Genomic DNA, 16807 nt, shown 5'->3' on the forward strand with positions numbered 1-16807 from the left:
GGCTCACGGCGCAGCCTCCAGGGGCTTCCACTCGATCTCGTCGGTGCGGTGGCAGGCGGCGGCGTGACCCTCCACCCGCAGCGGCTCCAGGTCAGGACGGATGTCGCGGCAGATCCCCGGCACCAGCGCGTGGGGGCAACGGGGGTGGAACGCGCACCCCGAGGGCATGGCCAGCAGCGACGGCGGGTGGCCCACGATGCGGGCCAGGCGCTCGCTGGAGCGGGCGTCGAGGCGGGGCAGGGACCCGAGGAGGCCCTGGGTGTAGGGGTGGGCCGGGGTGTAGAAGACCGACTCCACGTCGGCCAGCTCGCACACCCGCCCGGCGTACATGACGAGCACCCGGTCGGCCACGCCGGCGACCACGCCGAGGTCGTGGGTGATGATCATGATCGAGCTGCGGGTGCGGTCCCGGATCCGCTCCATGACCTCCAGGACCTGGGCCTGGATGGTCACATCGAGGGCCGTGGTGGGCTCGTCGGCGATGAGCAGGTCGGGCTCGTTGACGATCGACATGGCGATCATGGCCCGCTGGCGCATCCCCCCCGAGTACTCGTGGGGGTACTGGTCGGCGCGTGACCGCGGGTCGGGGATGCCGACGATGTCGAGCATCTCGACCACCCGGTCGCGCAGCTGCTCGCCCTTCATCTCGGGCTCGTGGACCTGGATGGCCTCGGCGATCTGGGTGCCCACCTTGTACACCGGGTTCAGGGCGGTGAGGGCGTCCTGGAAGATCATGGCGATGCTCTTGCCCCGCAGGGGCTGGAGGTCCTTCTCGCCCAGACCGACCAGCTCGGTGCCTCGGAAGTCGATGCTGCCGGTGATCTTGGCGTTCTTGGGGAGCAGGCCCAGGATCGCCATCGAGGTCACGCTCTTGCCCGAGCCCGACTCACCGACGACGCCGAGGGTCTCGTTGGCGCTGAGGTCGAAGCTCACCCCGTCGACCGCCGTGACCGGACCGTCGTCGGTGGGGAACTCCACCCGGAGGTCGCGCACGCGCAGCACGACGTCGCCGTCGACCACGTCGCTCCCGCTGACCTCGAGGGTGGAGAGGTCGAGGTCCTCGTCGCCGGCGTAGGGGTTCTTCTCCAGGTCCGGGCTCATCGGCGGGCCTGGGGGTCGAACGCGTCGCGCAGGCCGTCACCCAGGAAGTTGACGGCCAGCACGGTCAGGAGGATGAACAGGCCGGGGAAGTAGAGGAGGTGCTCGTCGAAGGAGATGTTCGCTCTGGCGCGCTCGAGCATGACCCCCCACGACGTCTCCGGTGGTTGGACGCCGAAGCCGAGGAAGCTCAGCGTCGACTCGGTGACGATGGCCACGGCGATGGCCAAGGTGGCGTTGACGACGATGGGTCCGATGCAGTTGGGCAGCAGGTGGCGGGTGATGATCCGGAAGTTGGAGGCGCCGACGGCGCGGGCGGCCTCGACGAACTCCTTCTCCTTCACCGAGAGCACCTGGCCCCGTACGATCCGCGCCACCGGCATCCAGCCCAGCATGGCCAGGACGAAGATGATGATGGAGTCGGTGCCGAAGCGGGGCTCGCTGCCGTTGCCGAGGACGAACCGCCCGACGGGGTTCTGGTCCGACTGGGCGAACTTGACCGCCACCGCGAGGACGGCGATCCCCGGCACGATGAGGAACAGGTCCGTGATCCGCATCAGCAGCTGCTCGACCCAGCGGCCGAAGAACCCGGCCAGGGACCCGGTGATGGTGCCGATGATGGTCGAGATGAGGGCGACGGTCAGGCCGATCTTGAGCGAGATCTGACCGGCGTAGATCACCCGGGCGAAGTAGTCCCGCCCGTTGGCGTCGGTGCCGAACCAGTGCTCGCTGCTGGGCGGCTCGACGCCGGCGAGGATGTCCTGCTCCCGCGGGTCCTGGGGGACCCACAGGTCGGCGGCGAAGATGGCCACGCACAGCAGGACCAGCAGCACCAGGCCGAGCATGGCCAGCTTGTGGCGGAAGAACCGGCGCCGGAACAGCTGCCACTGCGAGCGCGGCGGGGCGCTGTCGATCTCGGTGCCGATCTCCTCGGCCGCGACCTCGTCCTCCAGCAGCTCGACGTAGTGGGCCTCGGGGTCACCCGGGCGGGGGCCGCCGGCGGTCGGCTCGTCGTCGTCGGTCATGAGAGCCGGATCCGGGGATCGAGGATGCTGTAGAGGATGTCGGCCAGCAGGTTGAAGGCGATGACGAAGATGGCCACGACGACCATCCACGCCTCCAGCACGGCGATGTCGCCCTGGAGGAGGGCCTGGACGAACATCCGGCCCATGCCCGGGATGGAGAAGATCGTCTCGGTGACGAGCAGCCCGCCGAAGAGCAGGCCGATGTCGATGGCCATCACCGTGACCAGCGGGATGAGTGCGTTGCGCACCCCGTGCTTGAAGACCACCTTGCGGCGGGGGACGCCCTTGGCCCGGGCCGTGCGGATGTAGTCGGCGCTCATCACGTCGAGCATGGCCGAGCGCTGGTAGCGGCTCCACGCCCCGACGATCTGGACGCTCAGCGTCATCACCGGGAGGATGAGGTGGCGGATGTAGTCCTCGGCGTACTCGGCCCCGCTGAGGGTCTCCTTGGCTCGCGCCCGGTGGAGGTTGACGAAGTCGACCTGGCGCTTGTCGAGGCCCAGGAACGAGATGTCGTTCTTGATCGCCCACTCCGGTATCCGGAAGGCGAACACGTTGATCGCCAGCAACCCGAACCAGAACGGTGGCATGGCGATCGCCAGGTAGCTGAACCCGGTGAGCACGTAGTCCGGTAAGGAGTACTGCTTCAGCGCCCCGAACACCCCGATGGCCACCGCCAGCGTCGCCGAGACGATCACCCCGAAGAAGATCAGCTGGATCGTGTTCCACAGCGCCGGGCGGACCATGCCGGTCACCGGCTGTCGGGTGCGGGCGCTCTCGCCCCAGTCGCCCTGGACGAAGTCGCCGAGCCACTTGGTGTACTGCACCGGGACCGGGTCGTTGAGGCCCAGGCGCTCGGTCTCCCGGGCGATCACCGCAGGGTCACGGACGTTCCGCAGCCGGGCGGTGGGGTCGAACGTCTCGCGGACGAACCAGAACAGCAGGAACGAGGCGATGAGGACGACGGGGATCGAGATCAGGATCCGCCGCAGGACGTAGATCAGCATGGGGCCACCGGGAGGAGAGGGGGGAGAGACCGGGGGCCCGGCACGCGCTGCGTGCCGAGCCCCTGGTCTCAGATCACGGGGTTGGCGTCAGCGCCTAGGCGGCCAGGCCCCACTCGTGCATGTTGCTGAACGGCCCGAGGATCGGGTTGTCGGCCACGTTGCCCAGGATGTCATCGCTCCACAGGAGGATGTTGGGCAGCGGGTCGAGCGGCAGCGACACGACGTTCTCGGCCAGCAGGGCGGCGGCCTCGGCGCCGTTCTGCTGGATCTCGTCGGGGTCGGTCGAGGTGTCGAGCGACGCCATCAGCGGATCGGCCTCGGGGATGTTGACCCGCTGCCAGTTCTGACCGCTGAAGTCGTTCTCCTCGCTGGGGATGTTGTCCGAGCAGAACAGCGTGCACGCCGCCGGGCGCAGGCTGGTGGCCACCTGGGCGTAGAGCCCCATCTGGTAATCGCCGTTGGGGAGGGTCTCACCGAAGAAGGTGCCCGCCTCCTGGTTGGCGACGGTGACGTTGAAGCCGGCCTCGCCGGCCTGCTCGATCACGATCTCCTGGGTGCGCTCACGGCGGGCGTTGCCCGAGGTCGTGATGAACTCGATGTCGGCCTGCTGGCCGTCCTTCTCCCAGAACCCGTCGGCGTTCTTCTCCCACCCGTCGCCGGTCATGAGCGAGTCGACCTGCTCGAGGTCGAGGGTGTAGTCGGCGAAGGCCTCGGTGTCGGTGAAGGCCGACAGGATCGGGGCCTCGAGCGTGTTCAGGGCCTCGGTCAGGCCGATGCCCCCGAAGAGGGCCTCGACGATGGCGTCACGGTCGAGGCTGTAGGCGAAGGCCTGGCGCACGGCGACCGAGTCGAAGGGGAACTCGGAGTTGTTCATCCACAACGCCTCCATGTTGCCCGTCTGGTCGGAGAAGCTGCTGTTGCCCTCGACGCCGGCGTTGATGCTCTCGATCACGTCGAGCTGCGGCTGCGGGTAGATCGCCGAGACCTCACCGGCCTGGTAGGCCTGGAACTCGGCGGCGGTGTCGGTGACGAACCGGAAGGTGACCGACTCCAGCTTCGGCTGGGGGCCCCAGTAGTTCTCGTTGGGGACGAGCACGACCTCGGAGCCCTTGGCCCACTCCTCGATCATCCAGGGGCCACCGGAGAAGTCGTAGCCGTTGGCCATCATGGCGTTGCGGTCCTCGCCCTCGAGGATGTGCGACGGGTAGATGCCGTAGCCACCGCCGAAGAGGCCCTTCCAGTCGGAGAAGGGCTCAGAGAAGGTCACCACCGCGACCTTGGGGTCGCTGTCGTCGACCGACTCGATGTTGGCGTAGCCGGTGGTGTCGTAGATGTCCTCGCCGTTGGCGATCTGGTCCCACGTGTACTTGAAGTCCGTGGACGTGATCGGCTCGCCGTCGCTCCAGACCGCGTCCTCGCTGATCGTGTAGGTCACGACCTGCTGGGGCTCCTCCTCGAGCTCGGGCTCACCGTCGAGCAGGATGCTCGGCTCGTAGACCCACTCGTCGCCGTCCTGCACCACGTCGAAGGTGCGGGGCATGGTGTTGACGTTCATGGTCCAGAAGCCCCAGCTGGCGCCGGCGCAGCTGGAGATCCAGTCGACGCAGTCCGGCTCCTGCTCGGCACCGAGGACCAGGTTGCCGCCCTCGGGGATGTCGTCGGGGTTGACCGTGGTCTCGGTCTCATCACCCCCACCGTCGCCGCCGGCGGTGTCGTCACCCCCCTCGTCGTCGCTCCCGCCGCACGAGGCGGCGAGGAGGGCGAAGCCCAGGATCAGGGCCAGGAAAGAGAGCAACCGTCGGCTGCGAACCATGTGTGTCTCCTCAGTGGGATGCGGGGTGACCGGGCGGTGGGACCGAGGTGGCGCGCCGCCGGTGTCGGTCGCCGGTGGGGGGTTTGGCAGGTGACCCGGCGATCGGTCGCGCAAGGTAGCACAGGACTGGTCACATGGGTCACGATGGGACCGAGGTGAGGCGCACGATGCCCAGGCCCGAGCGTGACGCCGGTTACGCCGGCGTTTCGGGGCGCTGACGCGTCAGTGGCGGACGATGCCGGCGAAGTCGGCGGCATCGAGCGACGCCCCACCCACCAGGGCCCCGTCGATGTCGGGCTGGGCCATGAGCTCGGCGGCGTTGGCCGGCTTGACCGAGCCGCCGTACTGGATGCGGACCGACGCGGCGGCGTCCTCGCCGGCCACCTCGGCCACGGTGCGACGGACGACGGCGCACGTGGCCTGGGCGTCCTCGGCGCTGGCGGTGCGGCCCGTGCCGATGGCCCAGATCGGCTCGTAGGCGATCACGAGCCCGCCGACCTGGGCCGGGCTGACGCCCTCGAGCCCGGCCCGGACCTGGCCGGCCACCTTGGCGTCGGTCTGGCCCGCGTCGCGCTCGTCGAGCGTCTCGCCGCAGCACATGATCGGGACCATCCCGTGGGCGAGGATCGCCAGGACCTTCTTGTTCACCCACTCGTCAGACTCGCCGAAGAGCTCGCGCCGCTCGGAGTGGCCCACGATGACGTAGCGGACGTTCAGCTTGGCCAGCATCGCCGGCGAGACCTCGCCGGTGAAGGCGCCCTTCTCCTCCCAGTGGCAGTGCTGGGCGCCGAGGACGATGGGCATCTTGTCCTGCTCGATGGCGGTCTGGAGGGTGCGCAGGTCGGTGAACGGGGCGTGGACCGACACCTCGACCTGCAGGTCCTCCTCCTCGCCGAGCAGGTAGTTGAGCTTCTGCACCGTGGCCAGGGCCTCGAAGTGGTTGTGGTGCATCTTCCAGTTGCCGCTGATCAGCGGCGTGCGCGTGGCCATGTCGTCGTCGTCCTCGGGGTCGGTGGGGTTCAGGAACGCCCGGCGCGCAGGGCCTCGAGGCCGGGCAGGTCACCCTGCTCGAGCAGCTCGAGGCTGGCGCCGCCGCCGGTGGAGATGTGGTCGATGCGGTCGGCCAGGTCGAACTGGGCCACGGCGGCGGCGCTGTCGCCCCCGCCCACCACGGTGAAGCCCCGGCACTCGGCCACGGCCTCGGCGACGGTGCGGGTCCCGGCGGCGAAGCGGGGGTCCTCGAACACGCCCATGGGCCCGTTCCAGAGGACCTGGCGGGCGTCGAGGATCACGTCGGAGAACTCGGCGGCGGTCCCGGGTCCGATGTCGAGGCCCATCCAGCCGTCGGGGAGGTCGCGACCCATCTGGCGGACGTCCCCGCCGGCCGCCGGGTCGCCGATCTTCCCGCCCGGGCCCAGGGCGGTGATGTCCGACGGGAGGTGCAGCGGGGCGCCCGAGTCGAGCAGCTCCCGGCACCGGTCGACCTGGTCCTCCTCCAGCAGGGAGGATCCGACCTGGTGGCCCTGGGCGGCCAGGAAGGTGAAGCACATCCCCCCGCCGATGATCAGGCTGTCGCACACGTCGAGCAGGGCCCCGATGACGCCGAGCTTGTCGCTGACCTTGGCCCCGCCCAGGATGCCGACGAACGGCCGCCGGGGGTTGGTGCGACAGCCCAGCAGGACGTCGACCTCCTCGGCGAGCAGCCGGCCGGCGGCGCTGGGCAGGTGCTGGGGCGGGCCCACGATCGAGGCGTGGGACCGGTGCGACGCCCCGAAGGCGTCGTTGACGTAGCCGTCCTGGCCGGCGACGAGGCGCTCGACGAAGGCGGGGTCGTTCGCCGTCTCGCCGGCGTCCCACCGCAGGTTGTCGAGGACCTCGACACCGCCGATCAGCTCGCCCAGGCGCGCTCGCACCGGCTCGATGTCGGACTCCGGGGTCGGTGCGCCCTTGGGTCGGCCCAGGTGGGAGCAGGCGGTGACGTGCGCGCCCCGCTCGGTCAGCCACCGCAGGGTCGGCAGGGCGGCCCGGATGCGGAGGTCGTCGGTGATCTGGCCGTCCCGGAGGGGGACGTTCAGGTCCGCCCGGACCAGGATCCTCTTCCCGTCGAGCCCGCCGAGGGCGGCCTCGAGGTCCTCCAGCCGCGGGACCGCGGCCGGGTCGGCGGTGGTCACTTGTTGGCGGCGCCGACGATGAGGGCGAGGTCGACGATGCGGTTCGAGTAGCCCCACTCGTTGTCGTACCAGCCCAGCACCTTGACCAGGTTGCCCTGGCTCATGGTGAGCCCCGAGTCGAAGGTGACCGAGTAGGGGGTCTGGACGATGTCCGAGCTGACCAGCGGCTCGTCGGAGTACTTGAGGACCTTGGAGAGCGGCCCGCTCTCGGCCGCGGCCTTGAAGGCGTCGTTGACCTCGTCGACGGTGGCCTCGGTCTTGATCAGGCCGGTGAAGTCGGTGATCGAGCCGGTCGGCACGGGGACCCGCAGCGAGGTGCCGTCGAGCTTGCCCTGCATGGCCTGGAGCACCAGCCCGGTGGCCCGGGCGGCCCCGGTGGAGGTCGGGACGATGTTCACCGCCGCGGCGCGGGCTCGGCGCAGGTCCTTGTGCGGCCCGTCCACCAGCTGCTGGTCGCCGGTGTAGGCGTGGATGGTGTTCATCAGGCCCTTCTCGACGCCGAAGGCGTCGTCGAGGACCTTGACCATGGGGACGAAGCAGTTCGTGGTGCAGGACGCGTTCGACACCACGATGTGCTTCTCGGGGTCGAAGGTGTCGTCGTTGACGCCGACTACGAAGGTGGCGTCGGCGTTGGTGGCCGGGGCCGAGACGATCACGCGGGGCGCACCGGCCTCGACGTGGGCGGCGGCAGCGTCGCGGGAGGTGAAGAACCCGGTGGACTCGATGACCACGTCGACGCCGAGGTCGCCCCAGGGCAGCTTGGCCGGGTCGCGCTCGGCGAGGATCTTGACCGTGTCACCGTCGACCTCGATGCCGTCGTCGACGACCTTCACGTCCCCGGGGAACTGGCCGCCGATCGTGTCGTACTTCAGGAGGTGGGCCATGGTGTCGACCGAACCGAGGTCGTTGGCGGCCACGAAGTCGATGTCGGCGCCGGATGCCTTCACCGCCCGGAAGATGTTGCGGCCGATGCGACCGAAGCCGTTGATGCCGACACGGATGCTCATGCTGGGCAGACCCCTTTGAGGTGGAGCGGACGTCGCCTCGGACCGTAGCCGAGGGCCGCCCGGCGACCTCCCCTCAGCGGCGGCCGACCAGGTCGGCGAGTGCCGCGGCCAGACGCTCCGGGTCGTGCACGGCGGCGTGGTCCGCGCCGACCGGGCGGACCACGACGTCGGGCGCCGGGGTCGGGGCGAACCGGGGGTCGGCCAGCACGACGTCGAAGGGCAGGCCGTGGGCCCGGGCCACGCCCAGGTGCTCGTCGGGCGAGAGGTCCTCGGTCTCCCCCACCTGCGGGCCCAGGTTCAGCACCAGGACCCGGGTGGCGGCGGTGGCGGTGAGGGCCCGGGCCACCCCGGGGACGATGGCCGCGGCGAGGACGCTGGTGAAGAGCGAGCCCGGGCCCAGAGTGACCAGGTCGGCCTCGGCCAGGGCCCGGCCGACGGCGGCGGGCGTCGCCGGGTCTGCCGGCCGGATCGCCACCCGCCCGACCCCGCACGCCTCCTGCACCTGGACCTGGCCCTCCACCGGCGCCACCCCCCGCCGCATCCCCACGAGCGTCACCGGCTCGCTGGCGGCGGGGAGCACGGTGCCCACGGCGCCGACGAGCCGCCCGACCTCGGCGAGGGCGTCCTCGACGGGGAGGCCGTGGTCGATGAGCCCGGCGAGCAGGAGGTTGCCCAGGGCGTGCTCCTTGAGCTCGCCGTCGGCGAAGCGGTGCTCGAGGGCACCGCCGAGGGGCGACGCCGGGGCGGCGAGGGCGCTGAGGCACCGGCGCAGGTCGCCGGGCGGGAGGATCCCCAGGTCGTCGCGCAGCCGGCCGCTGGACCCGCCGTCGTCAGCGACCGACACGATGGCGGTGAGGGCGCCGGCGAAGGTGCGGGCCGCCGCCAGCGTCGCCGCCAGGCCGTGGCCCCCGCCGACGCACGCGATGGCCGGCCTCACTTGGTGATGTCCCGGTGGGAGATGGTGGGGTCGAGGCCGTGGGACCGCAGGCGCCCGGCCATCTCCTCGACGACGGCCACGGAGCGGTGGTGGCCGCCGGTGCAGCCGAAGGCGATGGTGAGGTACGCCTTGCCCTCGGTCTCGTACTCGGGGACGAGCAGGGCGAGCAGCCCCTCGACCTGGTCGAGGAAGGGCACGGCGGCGGGGTGGTCGAGGGCGTAGTCCCGCACGTCGGGCTCGCGCCCGGTGCCGCCCCGCAGGCCCTCGACCCAGTGCGGGTTGGGGAGGAACCGGCAGTCGAACACCAGGTCGGCGTCGGTCGGCAGGCCGTGCTTGTACCCGAAGGACATGAGCGAGACGGACATGCCCCCCGGGAGGCTGGTCTCGATCAGCTCCTCGATCCGGGCCCGGACGTCGTGGACCGAGAGGTCCGAGGTGTCGATCACGATGTCGGCCTTGTCGCGCAGGCGGTCGGCGAGGCGCCGCTCCCGCTCGATCGACTCGGCCAGCGACGTCCCGCCCATCGGGTGGCGTCGCTTGGTCATCTCGTACCGGCGGACCAGGGCCTCGGTCGAGGCGTCGAGGAACAGCACCCGCACCGTGCCCGACCCGACCCGGAGCGGGGCGAGGAGGGCGTCGGGGTCCTCGAACATGGCCCCGGGGCCGACGGCCAGGGCCACCTGGTCGTGGGTCGAGCCGGGGGCGGCGGCCAGCTCGACGACCTTCCCCACCAGCGAGGTGGGCAGGTTGTCGATGACGAACCACCCGCGGTCCTCGAGCACGCCGGCCACGGTGGAGCGGCCGGCGCCGGACATGCCGGTGATGACGACGAAGTCGGTCACGACGCGATCCTACGGTGGCCGGCGAAGGCGGCGGCTGCGCAGACCAGGCCGTAGACGACCACGGTGGCCCAGACCAGGGGGTCGCCGGGGCGGTCGAGGTAGCGGACGTAGCCGGCCCCGGCGGCCAGGGCCCCGATCGCCGTCAGCGTCGCCTGGCGGGTCGGCGAGTAGCGGACGATCCGGAGGTTGTCGAGGACGAAGTCGACCACGGCGGGGAGCGGCAGGAGCGGGATCAGCACCGGGTCGAGGTCGCGGGGCCACCAGGGTCCGACGGCGGCGACGACGGCCGCCACCAGGGCGATCGGGTACATGAACAGGCAGCGCCGGCACACGTGGCGCCCGGCCACCACGGCGCAGCGCTCGTAGCCGTCGGGCCAGTGGTGGCTGAGCCACATCGGCGTGTCGGCCACCGGACCCTCCGACGCCAGCGGCACGTACGGCGGCAGCGGGTCCTCGTCGGTCACGGGAGGGGGCGCAGGCCGGGCACCTTCTCGGCCACCAGGACCAGGAGGCGGGGGTAGTCGGCGCCCTGCGGGTACTCCGGCGAGCGGGCCAGGAACCCCGGCGGCGGGGCGGGCTCCTCCATGTGCCGGAGCAGCAGGTCGTTCGCGGCCATGGCGTTGACGTAGCGGCCGAGGGGCCGGTGCACGAAGGGGATGCGGATGCCGGGCTCGACCTCCTCCAGCGTCAGGTCCTCGTGGAGGTAGGGGCCGATGCGCCAGTACTGCTCGGGCGGGTCGAGCACGTGGTCGTCGATCCAGCCGCTGTTGGGGGTCTGGAGGAGCGGGTGGTTCAGGAAGAAGGCGAAGCGGCCCCCGGGGCGCAGGACCCGGGCCACCTCGCCGAGGGCCTCGTCGACGGCCACCACGTGCTCGAACACGAGGCAGGCGACCACGGCGTCGAAGGCGGCGTCGGCGAAGGGCAGGGCGTGGGCGCCGCCGAGGGCGTAGGCGGGGCCGCCGGCCCGGGCCGCGGCCTCGACGATCTGGGCCCGGGTGGGGTCGATGCCGACGACGGTGGTCGCCCCCCGGTCGACGCACTGGCGGGCGACCTGGCCCTCGCCGGTCCCCACGTCGAGCACCCGGTCGGCCCCGTCGAGCCACCGGGCCGCCAGGGGCATGATCTGCTCGACGTACTCCTCGTCGGCCCCCTCGGTGAACCCGTCCTGCCACCAGGCCGCCTGCTCCTCCCACAACCCGGCAGGCATCTCCGGCAGCTCACGTGTCACGCCGGTGACCCTAGGGTCTGGTCAGCGGTCGGCCCGCTCCCCGGGCCTGGTCAGCGGGCGGCCCGCTCGGCCCGGGCCCACATCTGGAGGTAGGCCTCGGCTCCGTTGGCCAGGTCCTCCACGATCTGGGGGCCGGCGATGACCCGGAGATCCTCCACCCAGTCGGGGAACAGGCCGTAGTGCGCGGCCCCGTCGGTGTTGATGTCCCACACCCGCGTCCCGGAGCGGTGCCGGTCGACGACGGTGCCGCCGTCGAAGGTGCGGAACGGGTAGCGGACCGGGTTGGCGGCGTTGCCGGGGCGGACGTCGGCCTGGGCCCCGAGGCCGTTGGTGTCGGTGCCGTAGCCGATGCCGAAGAGGCCGGGCGCCCGGGTGGCCCGCGCCCGCCGCCAGTCCTCCACGTAGTCCGACGAGGTCACGGCGTAGGGGGCGACCACGCCGCCGAGGTCCTGGAGCCGCTCCTGGCTCGTGCCGTCGCCCCAGCTGTGGCTGGTGATGAGCCCGGAGTAGCCGCGCCGCTCGAGGATGGCGAGGGTCTCCTGGCGCGCCTTCACGCTCAGGTGGTCGGTCTCGATGATCATCCCCCGGTCGGCCAGGGCCTCGATGGCGTGGCGACCCAGGTCGGTGAGGCCGCGCGGGTTGCACAGCGGGCCCATCGGGTAGGCGGGCAGGTCACCGCCGAGGAGCGGTCGCACCCCCTCGCCCAGGACCGCCGCCAGCACCTCCTGGTTGCCGTTGAGGTTCGTCGGCTCGTTGTCGTGCTCGGCGGCGCCGGGCGCGCACTGCTCGGGGGACCACCACTCGCCCGTGGCCCACCTGTTGCCCACGTTCACCAGCAAGCCGGTGGCACCGTCGTCGTAGGCGGTGCCGCCCAGGGCGTTGTCGAACTTGTGCACCGGGAACAGCGAGCGCACGCCCAGGTCGTGCAGCTCGTCGAGGCCGTCGTCGATCATCTGCTCGGTGCAGTGCGGCGTCTGGCCGGTGCGCCCGCAGTCGAGGACCTCGGACACCTCGACGCCCAGGACCACCGCCAGCTTGCCCTCGTTGATCACCCGGCGGGCCTCGGCCGAGCTGGTCACGATCCGGAAGAACCCCTTGCCCGGTCCCTTGAACTGGGCGTCGATGTAGTCCTGGAGCGCGTACATGTCCGCCGCCTGCATCCGCACGCTGTCCATCTCGTTGCAGCTCGTCCCCGCCTTGAGCGGGTAGATCTCGCACAGCGCCCCGTTCTCGACCAGGTCGTTGACCATGATCCGCAGGCCGCCCCGCCAGGCCCGCTCGATCCAGCGCCAGTAGGTGCCCTCGTGGGTCAGCGACTCGGGGCGGGGCCAGCCGGCGAAGGTGGGCCAGCCGTCGGGGTCGTGGGTGCCGACGGGCGAGCCGGTGGCGAGGAGGTTCTCGGCCGCGGCGGCGACGCCCATCCCCTGGTGGTCGAGGCAGTCCTCCAGGGCGACGGTGACGCCGTAGGGGCTCCACGGCCGGCCGCAGTGGAAGCGCCCGCCGAGGAACCGGAAGGCGCTGACGTGGGTGTGGGCGTCGAGGAAGCCCCGGACCCGGGCGGTCGGGCTGGGGCCCCGGAGCGGGGTCCCGGTCATGCCCGGGTCGATGTCGGGGAAGGCGGCGCACCCGGTGGCACCGACCAGCTCCCAGCGGGCCTCGACCAGCGTCGAGTGGGCGACGCGCCCGGAGCGGTCGACGGTCAGGCCCCGACCGTTGGTGAGCGCCGCGAACGACACCTGCGCCCCCGACGCCGTGATGGTCCAGTCCGCCGGTGGTCCCGGGGTCTTGGTGGTCGTCACGGTGCCGAGGGGCGCGACCTGGAGCATGCGGCCGTCGGGACCGAAGAACAGGTAGCGGCCGAGGGCGGTGGCCTGCATGCGGAACGGCGTCGCCCGCGCCGCGTCGGCGACGGTGGTGGCGCCCAGGGCGTCGAGGCGCACGACGCGGCCCGTCGTCGCGTCGCGGAGGGCGTGGCACCCGCCGGCGAAGGAGTAGATGTCGACCGGTGTCGGGGGCACCGGCTCGCAGGCGGTCAGCGTCCCGACGGTCGCCACGAGGGCGACCACGACGGCGGTGGTGGGGCGGCGGAGGCGGCGGAGCACCCCGAGGGTTTCGTCAGACGGGGTGCGAGTTCCTCCCCGGACCCTCCACCGGGCGGGGCGAGAACCATCCTCGGTCGTCGGGCCGCCGCAGGGGGTGGTGGGTCAGGTACTGCGCCAGCCGGGGGCGGTCCGAGCGGTTGGCGCTGGCGCCGTGGGGGATCTCCTGGCGCCAGATCACCAGGTCCCCGGCGTCGGCCGGCACCGGGACGGCCTCGTCGGCCAGGGCCACCAGGCCCTCGTCCGCGCCGCCCACCTGGTCGAGCCAGCCGGCGGCGAGGCGGTGGTGGAACCCCGGCACGACCCGCAGCGCACCCTGGTCGGCGGCGGTGTCGGTCAGGTAGAGGATCCCCTGGGTCTCGAACGGGATGGGCGGGACGAGGCTGGTGTCCCAGTGCAGGTGGGGGCCGGGGAAGGTGTACCCGTCCCGCTCGGGCGGGTTGAGGCTCAGCCGGTCGACCGAGGCCACGAGGTCGGCGTGCCCGTGGAGCTGGGCGAACGCCTTGGCGACGCGGGCCGACCGGCGGGGCACGTCCATCGAGGGGTGCTGGAACTGCTGGACCATGATCCCGCCGGGGCGGGGACGGGACCAGGTCGAGGGGTCGTCGGGATCGGCGCCGACCGTCGCCCACAGGTGGTCGGCGATCGCTGCCGCCTCGTCGCGTCCGATCGCCTGGGGCAGCACGACCACCCCGTCCCGGTCCCATCGGACCATCTCGTCGGGGGTCAGCACCGGGTCGGCCGCCATCACCGCCGCCTGCCTCTCGACCTCGGCCTCGGGGGGCGGCCGGCCGTCGCACCAGGCGTCCCAGCGGGCGAGGCGAGCGGGGTCGGGCCGGCCCGCGGTCGCCACGATCCACGCCGCGAAGGCGTCCCACTCGGGCCGCTCGCTCCCGAGGAGGGTGATGGTCTGCTCGAGCCCCAGGCCCAACGTGTCGAGCAGGAGCCGCACGGGGACGGTCGGCCCGTCGGAGGGGCGGGCGTGCTGGGTCGTGGCCGCCCACAGGTCGTGCAGCCCCGGCACGCCGCGCAGAGCCTCGCCTGCGCCATCCACGCCCGAACGCTACCCCCGGTCGGAGTGGGTCAGACCCACTCCGACCGCGTGATGTCACACCCCCTCGTCACCATGGCCCCATGCCACGCGGACCCCGACGTGGATCGGCGAGCGAGATCCACCACGTGATGAACCGAGGAGTCGATCACCAGCCGGTCTTCCTCGCCGATGAAGACCGGCTCGAGTTCGGCCGCCAGCTCGCCCGGGCGCACGACGAGCTGGGCGTCTCGACGCTGGCGTACTGCCTGATGGGCAACCACTTCCACCTCTTGGTGCGGGCGCCGGGGGAGACGCTCTCGACCGCCATGCAGCACGTCATCAGCGTCTACACCCGCCACACCAACGACCGGGTCGGACGGGACGGCCCACTGTTCCGGGGGCGGTTCCACTCGATCCCTGTCGAGACCGACGCCTACCTCCTCCAAGCGACCCGCTACATCCATCGCAATCCCCTGCCTCTGCGGGGGGTCGACTCGCCGGCCGAGTACCGCTGGTCGAGCTACCGGACGTACCTCGGGCTGCGACCCGCCCCTGCCTTCCTGGACATCGCACCGGTCACGGCGCTGCTCGGCGGACCGGACGCGGTGGCCGCGTTCACCGAGGGCGAGGTCGCCCCGACCGGGCGATGTGCCTCGGTCCGCATCGAGGACCTTCGGCAGCTCATCGATTGCGCGATCGCTGTCGATGACCTGACCCACCGAGAGGACGAGGGCACCCGCCGATGGCTCGCCCGAACCGTGCTGCTCCTCTTGGGGGACCGGTCCTCCGACCCCATCCTCCGTGAGATCGTCGCCTCCGAGCTGGGGCACCCGTCGCCCGAGGCGGCTCGCTCGGCGCTCCGCCGCGCCCGCCAGCGGCAGGTTGCCGAGCCGATGGTCGGGCGTGTGCTCGCCTGGGTCGAGGCGGAGCTGGCCCGGTCGGTGTGGGTCTGACCCACACCGACCGGTCAGAGCTTGATGCCGATGTACTTGGTCTCGAGGTACTCGTCGATGCCCTCGGGGCCGCCCTCGCGGCCGAAGCCGGAGTGCTTCACGCCGCCGAAGGGGGCCGCCGGGTTGGAGACGATGCCCTGGTTGAGGCCGACCATCCCCGTCTCCAGCCGCTCGCACACCGACACCGCCCGGCCCAGGTCGTTGGTGTACACGTAGGCCACCAGCCCGAAGGGGGTGTCGTTGGCGGCGGCGACGGCCTCGTCGTCGGTGCTGAAGGTGGTCACCGGGGCGACGGGGCCGAAGACCTCCTCCTGGAGGATGCGGGCGTCGACGGGGACCTCGGCCAGGACCGTCGGGGCGTAGAAGTACCCCTGCTCCCCCACCCGTCGGCCGCCGGTGCGGACGGCCGCACCCCGGTCGGTGGCGTCGCCGACCAGCTCGCTCACCTTGTCGAGGGTGGGCCGGTCGACCAGCGGGCCCACGTCGACGCCGTCCTCGCTCCCCCGCCCCACGGTGAGAGCACCCATGCGCTCGGACAGCGCGGCGGTGAAAGCCTCGGCGATCGACTCGTGCACCAGGAAGCGGTTGGCCGCCGTGCAGGCCTCGCCCCCGTTGCGCATCTTGGCGATCATGGCGCCGTCGACGGCGGCCTCGACGTCGGCGTCGGCGAACACCACGAACGGGGCGTTGCCGCCGAGCTCCATCGAGACCCGCAGGAGCTGCTCGGCCGACTGCTCGACGAGGCTGCGCCCCACCTCGGTCGACCCGGTGAAGCTCAGCTTCCGCAGCCGGCTGTCGCGGATGAGCGGCTCGACGACCTCGCCGGTCGAGGTGGTGGTGATGACGTTCAGCACGCCGTCGGGGAGCCCGGCCTCGGCCAGGATCTCGGCCAGGCGCAGCATCGTCAGCGGCGTCGACCGGGCCGGCTTGACGACCATCGTGCAGCCGGCGGCGATGGCGGGGCCGATCTTCCGGGTGCCCATGGCCAGCGGGAAGTTCCACGGGGTGATGAACAGGCACGGCCCGACCGGTTGGCGCATGGTGAGGAGGCGCGTGTCGCCGGCGGGGGCGACGGACCACCGACCCGAGATGCGGACCGCCTCCTCGCTGAACCAGCGGAAGAACTCGGCGCCGTAGGTGACCTCGGCCCTGGCGTCCTTGAGGGCCTTTCCGTTCTCGAGCGTCATCAGGAGGGCGAGGTCGTCGGCCTGGGCGGTGATCAGCTCCCACGCCCGGCGCAGGATCTCGCCCCGCTCCCGCGGCCCGGTCGCGGCCCAGTCGCCCTGGGCGGCGACGGCGGCGGCGAGGGCGGCGTCGCCGTCGGCGGCGGTGGCGTCGGCGACGGTGGCGATCACCGCCTCGGTCGACGGATCCTCGACGTCGATGGTCGCGTCGGTGGAGCGCCACGACCCCCCGATGAGCAGCCCGGTGGGGACGGCGTCCACCACCTCCGCCTCGTGACCGGTGAGTGCTGCCATGGGGACCTCCAGGGGTGGGACGTCGACGACCGTACCGTCGGACACCCTGCCTCCGTCTCGCCCTGCTCACCCGGCAGGTCGTAGGTTCGCCCTGACGCTGACCGCCTCCCAGGAGA

General features: G+C 72.0%; 15 protein-coding genes. 1 reads left to right on the forward strand and 14 read right to left on the reverse strand.

From position 1 onward, the window contains the following. Window positions 1-3: 3 nt before the first annotated feature. The 13 genes from HC251_RS13050 to HC251_RS13110 all read right to left on the reverse strand — a co-directional run bounded on the left by HC251_RS13050 (window position 4) and on the right by HC251_RS13110 (window position 14281). Window positions 4-1101: an ABC transporter ATP-binding protein gene (locus HC251_RS13050; RefSeq protein WP_219941049.1), complete on the reverse strand. Its 1098-nt coding sequence runs from the start codon at window positions 1099-1101 to the stop codon at window positions 4-6. Further along, the gene (locus tag HC251_RS13055) at window positions 1098-2123 is read right to left on the reverse strand and encodes an ABC transporter permease (protein WP_219941050.1); all 1026 of its coding nucleotides are present in this window, start codon (window positions 2121-2123) and stop codon (window positions 1098-1100) included. The genes HC251_RS13050 and HC251_RS13055 overlap by 4 nt, the downstream gene beginning before the upstream one ends. Further along, the gene (locus HC251_RS13060; RefSeq protein WP_219941051.1) at window positions 2120-3130 is read right to left on the reverse strand and encodes an ABC transporter permease; all 1011 of its coding nucleotides are present in this window, start codon (window positions 3128-3130) and stop codon (window positions 2120-2122) included. The genes HC251_RS13055 and HC251_RS13060 overlap by 4 nt, the downstream gene beginning before the upstream one ends. Before the next feature lie 94 nt (window positions 3131-3224). Then, window positions 3225-4943, reverse strand: a complete 1719-nt coding sequence (locus HC251_RS13065) for an ABC transporter substrate-binding protein (RefSeq protein ID WP_219941052.1) — start codon at window positions 4941-4943, stop codon at window positions 3225-3227. A 222-nt stretch (window positions 4944-5165) separates the two neighbouring features. Beyond that, window positions 5166-5933: a triose-phosphate isomerase gene (tpiA, locus tag HC251_RS13070; protein ID WP_219941053.1), complete on the reverse strand. Its 768-nt coding sequence runs from the start codon at window positions 5931-5933 to the stop codon at window positions 5166-5168. A gap of 29 nt (window positions 5934-5962) precedes the next feature. Beyond that, window positions 5963-7114, reverse strand: coding sequence for a phosphoglycerate kinase (gene pgk / locus HC251_RS13075; RefSeq protein WP_255566397.1), 1152 nt, complete (start codon window positions 7112-7114; stop codon window positions 5963-5965). Further along, the gene (gene gap, locus HC251_RS13080) at window positions 7111-8121 is read right to left on the reverse strand and encodes a type I glyceraldehyde-3-phosphate dehydrogenase (protein ID WP_219941054.1); all 1011 of its coding nucleotides are present in this window, start codon (window positions 8119-8121) and stop codon (window positions 7111-7113) included. Before gap ends, pgk begins: the two co-directional genes overlap by 4 nt. 73 nt (window positions 8122-8194) lie before the next feature. After that, window positions 8195-9058, reverse strand: coding sequence for a uridine diphosphate-N-acetylglucosamine-binding protein YvcK (gene yvcK / locus HC251_RS13085; protein ID WP_219941055.1), 864 nt, complete (start codon window positions 9056-9058; stop codon window positions 8195-8197). Next, window positions 9055-9900 (reverse strand): RNase adapter RapZ, encoded by an 846-nt coding sequence (gene rapZ / locus HC251_RS13090; RefSeq protein WP_219941056.1) that lies wholly within the window; start codon window positions 9898-9900, stop codon window positions 9055-9057. The genes yvcK and rapZ overlap by 4 nt, the downstream gene beginning before the upstream one ends. Beyond that, window positions 9897-10364 carry a hypothetical protein gene (locus tag HC251_RS13095; protein WP_219941057.1) on the reverse strand — a complete coding sequence of 156 codons (468 nt, stop codon included), beginning with the start codon at window positions 10362-10364 and terminating at the stop codon, window positions 9897-9899. Before HC251_RS13095 ends, rapZ begins: the two co-directional genes overlap by 4 nt. Next, window positions 10361-11128, reverse strand: coding sequence for a bifunctional 2-polyprenyl-6-hydroxyphenol methylase/3-demethylubiquinol 3-O-methyltransferase UbiG (locus HC251_RS26030; RefSeq protein ID WP_304608273.1), 768 nt, complete (start codon window positions 11126-11128; stop codon window positions 10361-10363). Before HC251_RS26030 ends, HC251_RS13095 begins: the two co-directional genes overlap by 4 nt. Window positions 11129-11178: 50 nt before the next feature. Beyond that, on the reverse strand, window positions 11179-13230 hold the full coding sequence (locus tag HC251_RS13105) for a membrane dipeptidase (RefSeq protein WP_219941058.1): 2052 nt from the start codon (window positions 13228-13230) through the stop codon (window positions 11179-11181). Between the two features lie 13 nt (window positions 13231-13243). After that, complete coding sequence (locus HC251_RS13110; RefSeq protein ID WP_219941059.1) at window positions 13244-14281, reverse strand: phytanoyl-CoA dioxygenase family protein; 1038 nt, start codon at window positions 14279-14281, stop codon at window positions 13244-13246. Between the two features lie 128 nt (window positions 14282-14409). On the opposite strand from HC251_RS13110, the gene HC251_RS13115 reads away from it, so the two are divergent. Continuing rightward, window positions 14410-15213, forward strand: a complete 804-nt coding sequence (locus HC251_RS13115; RefSeq protein ID WP_219941060.1) for a transposase — start codon at window positions 14410-14412, stop codon at window positions 15211-15213. Between the two features lie 14 nt (window positions 15214-15227). Here the strand turns inward: HC251_RS13115 and HC251_RS13120 are convergent, their stop codons facing one another. Further along, complete coding sequence (locus HC251_RS13120) at window positions 15228-16691, reverse strand: NAD-dependent succinate-semialdehyde dehydrogenase (RefSeq protein ID WP_219941061.1); 1464 nt, start codon at window positions 16689-16691, stop codon at window positions 15228-15230. Window positions 16692-16807: the final 116 nt, after the last annotated feature.

It is taken from the genome of Iamia sp. SCSIO 61187 (assembly GCF_019443745.1).
In the GTDB taxonomy this organism is placed as follows: domain Bacteria; phylum Actinomycetota; class Acidimicrobiia; order Acidimicrobiales; family Iamiaceae; genus Iamia.

What these genes read in the sequence shown, in the direction of transcription:
- HC251_RS13060 (WP_219941051.1), bottom strand. Translation starts at nt 3,130, where the DNA reads ATGCTGATCTACGTCCTGCGGCGGATCCTGATCTCGATCCCCGTCGTC.
- HC251_RS13055 (WP_219941050.1), bottom strand. Translation starts at nt 2,123, where the DNA reads ATGACCGACGACGACGAGCCGACCGCCGGCGGCCCCCGCCCGGGTGAC.
- HC251_RS13120 (WP_219941061.1), bottom strand. Translation starts at nt 16,691, where the DNA reads ATGGCAGCACTCACCGGTCACGAGGCGGAGGTGGTGGACGCCGTCCCC.
- gap (WP_219941054.1), bottom strand. Translation starts at nt 8,121, where the DNA reads ATGAGCATCCGTGTCGGCATCAACGGCTTCGGTCGCATCGGCCGCAAC.
- HC251_RS13065 (WP_219941052.1), bottom strand. Translation starts at nt 4,943, where the DNA reads ATGGTTCGCAGCCGACGGTTGCTCTCTTTCCTGGCCCTGATCCTGGGC.
- HC251_RS13115 (WP_219941060.1), top strand. Translation starts at nt 14,410, where the DNA reads ATGAACCGAGGAGTCGATCACCAGCCGGTCTTCCTCGCCGATGAAGAC.
- HC251_RS13050 (WP_219941049.1), bottom strand. Translation starts at nt 1,101, where the DNA reads ATGAGCCCGGACCTGGAGAAGAACCCCTACGCCGGCGACGAGGACCTC.
- tpiA (WP_219941053.1), bottom strand. Translation starts at nt 5,933, where the DNA reads ATGGCCACGCGCACGCCGCTGATCAGCGGCAACTGGAAGATGCACCAC.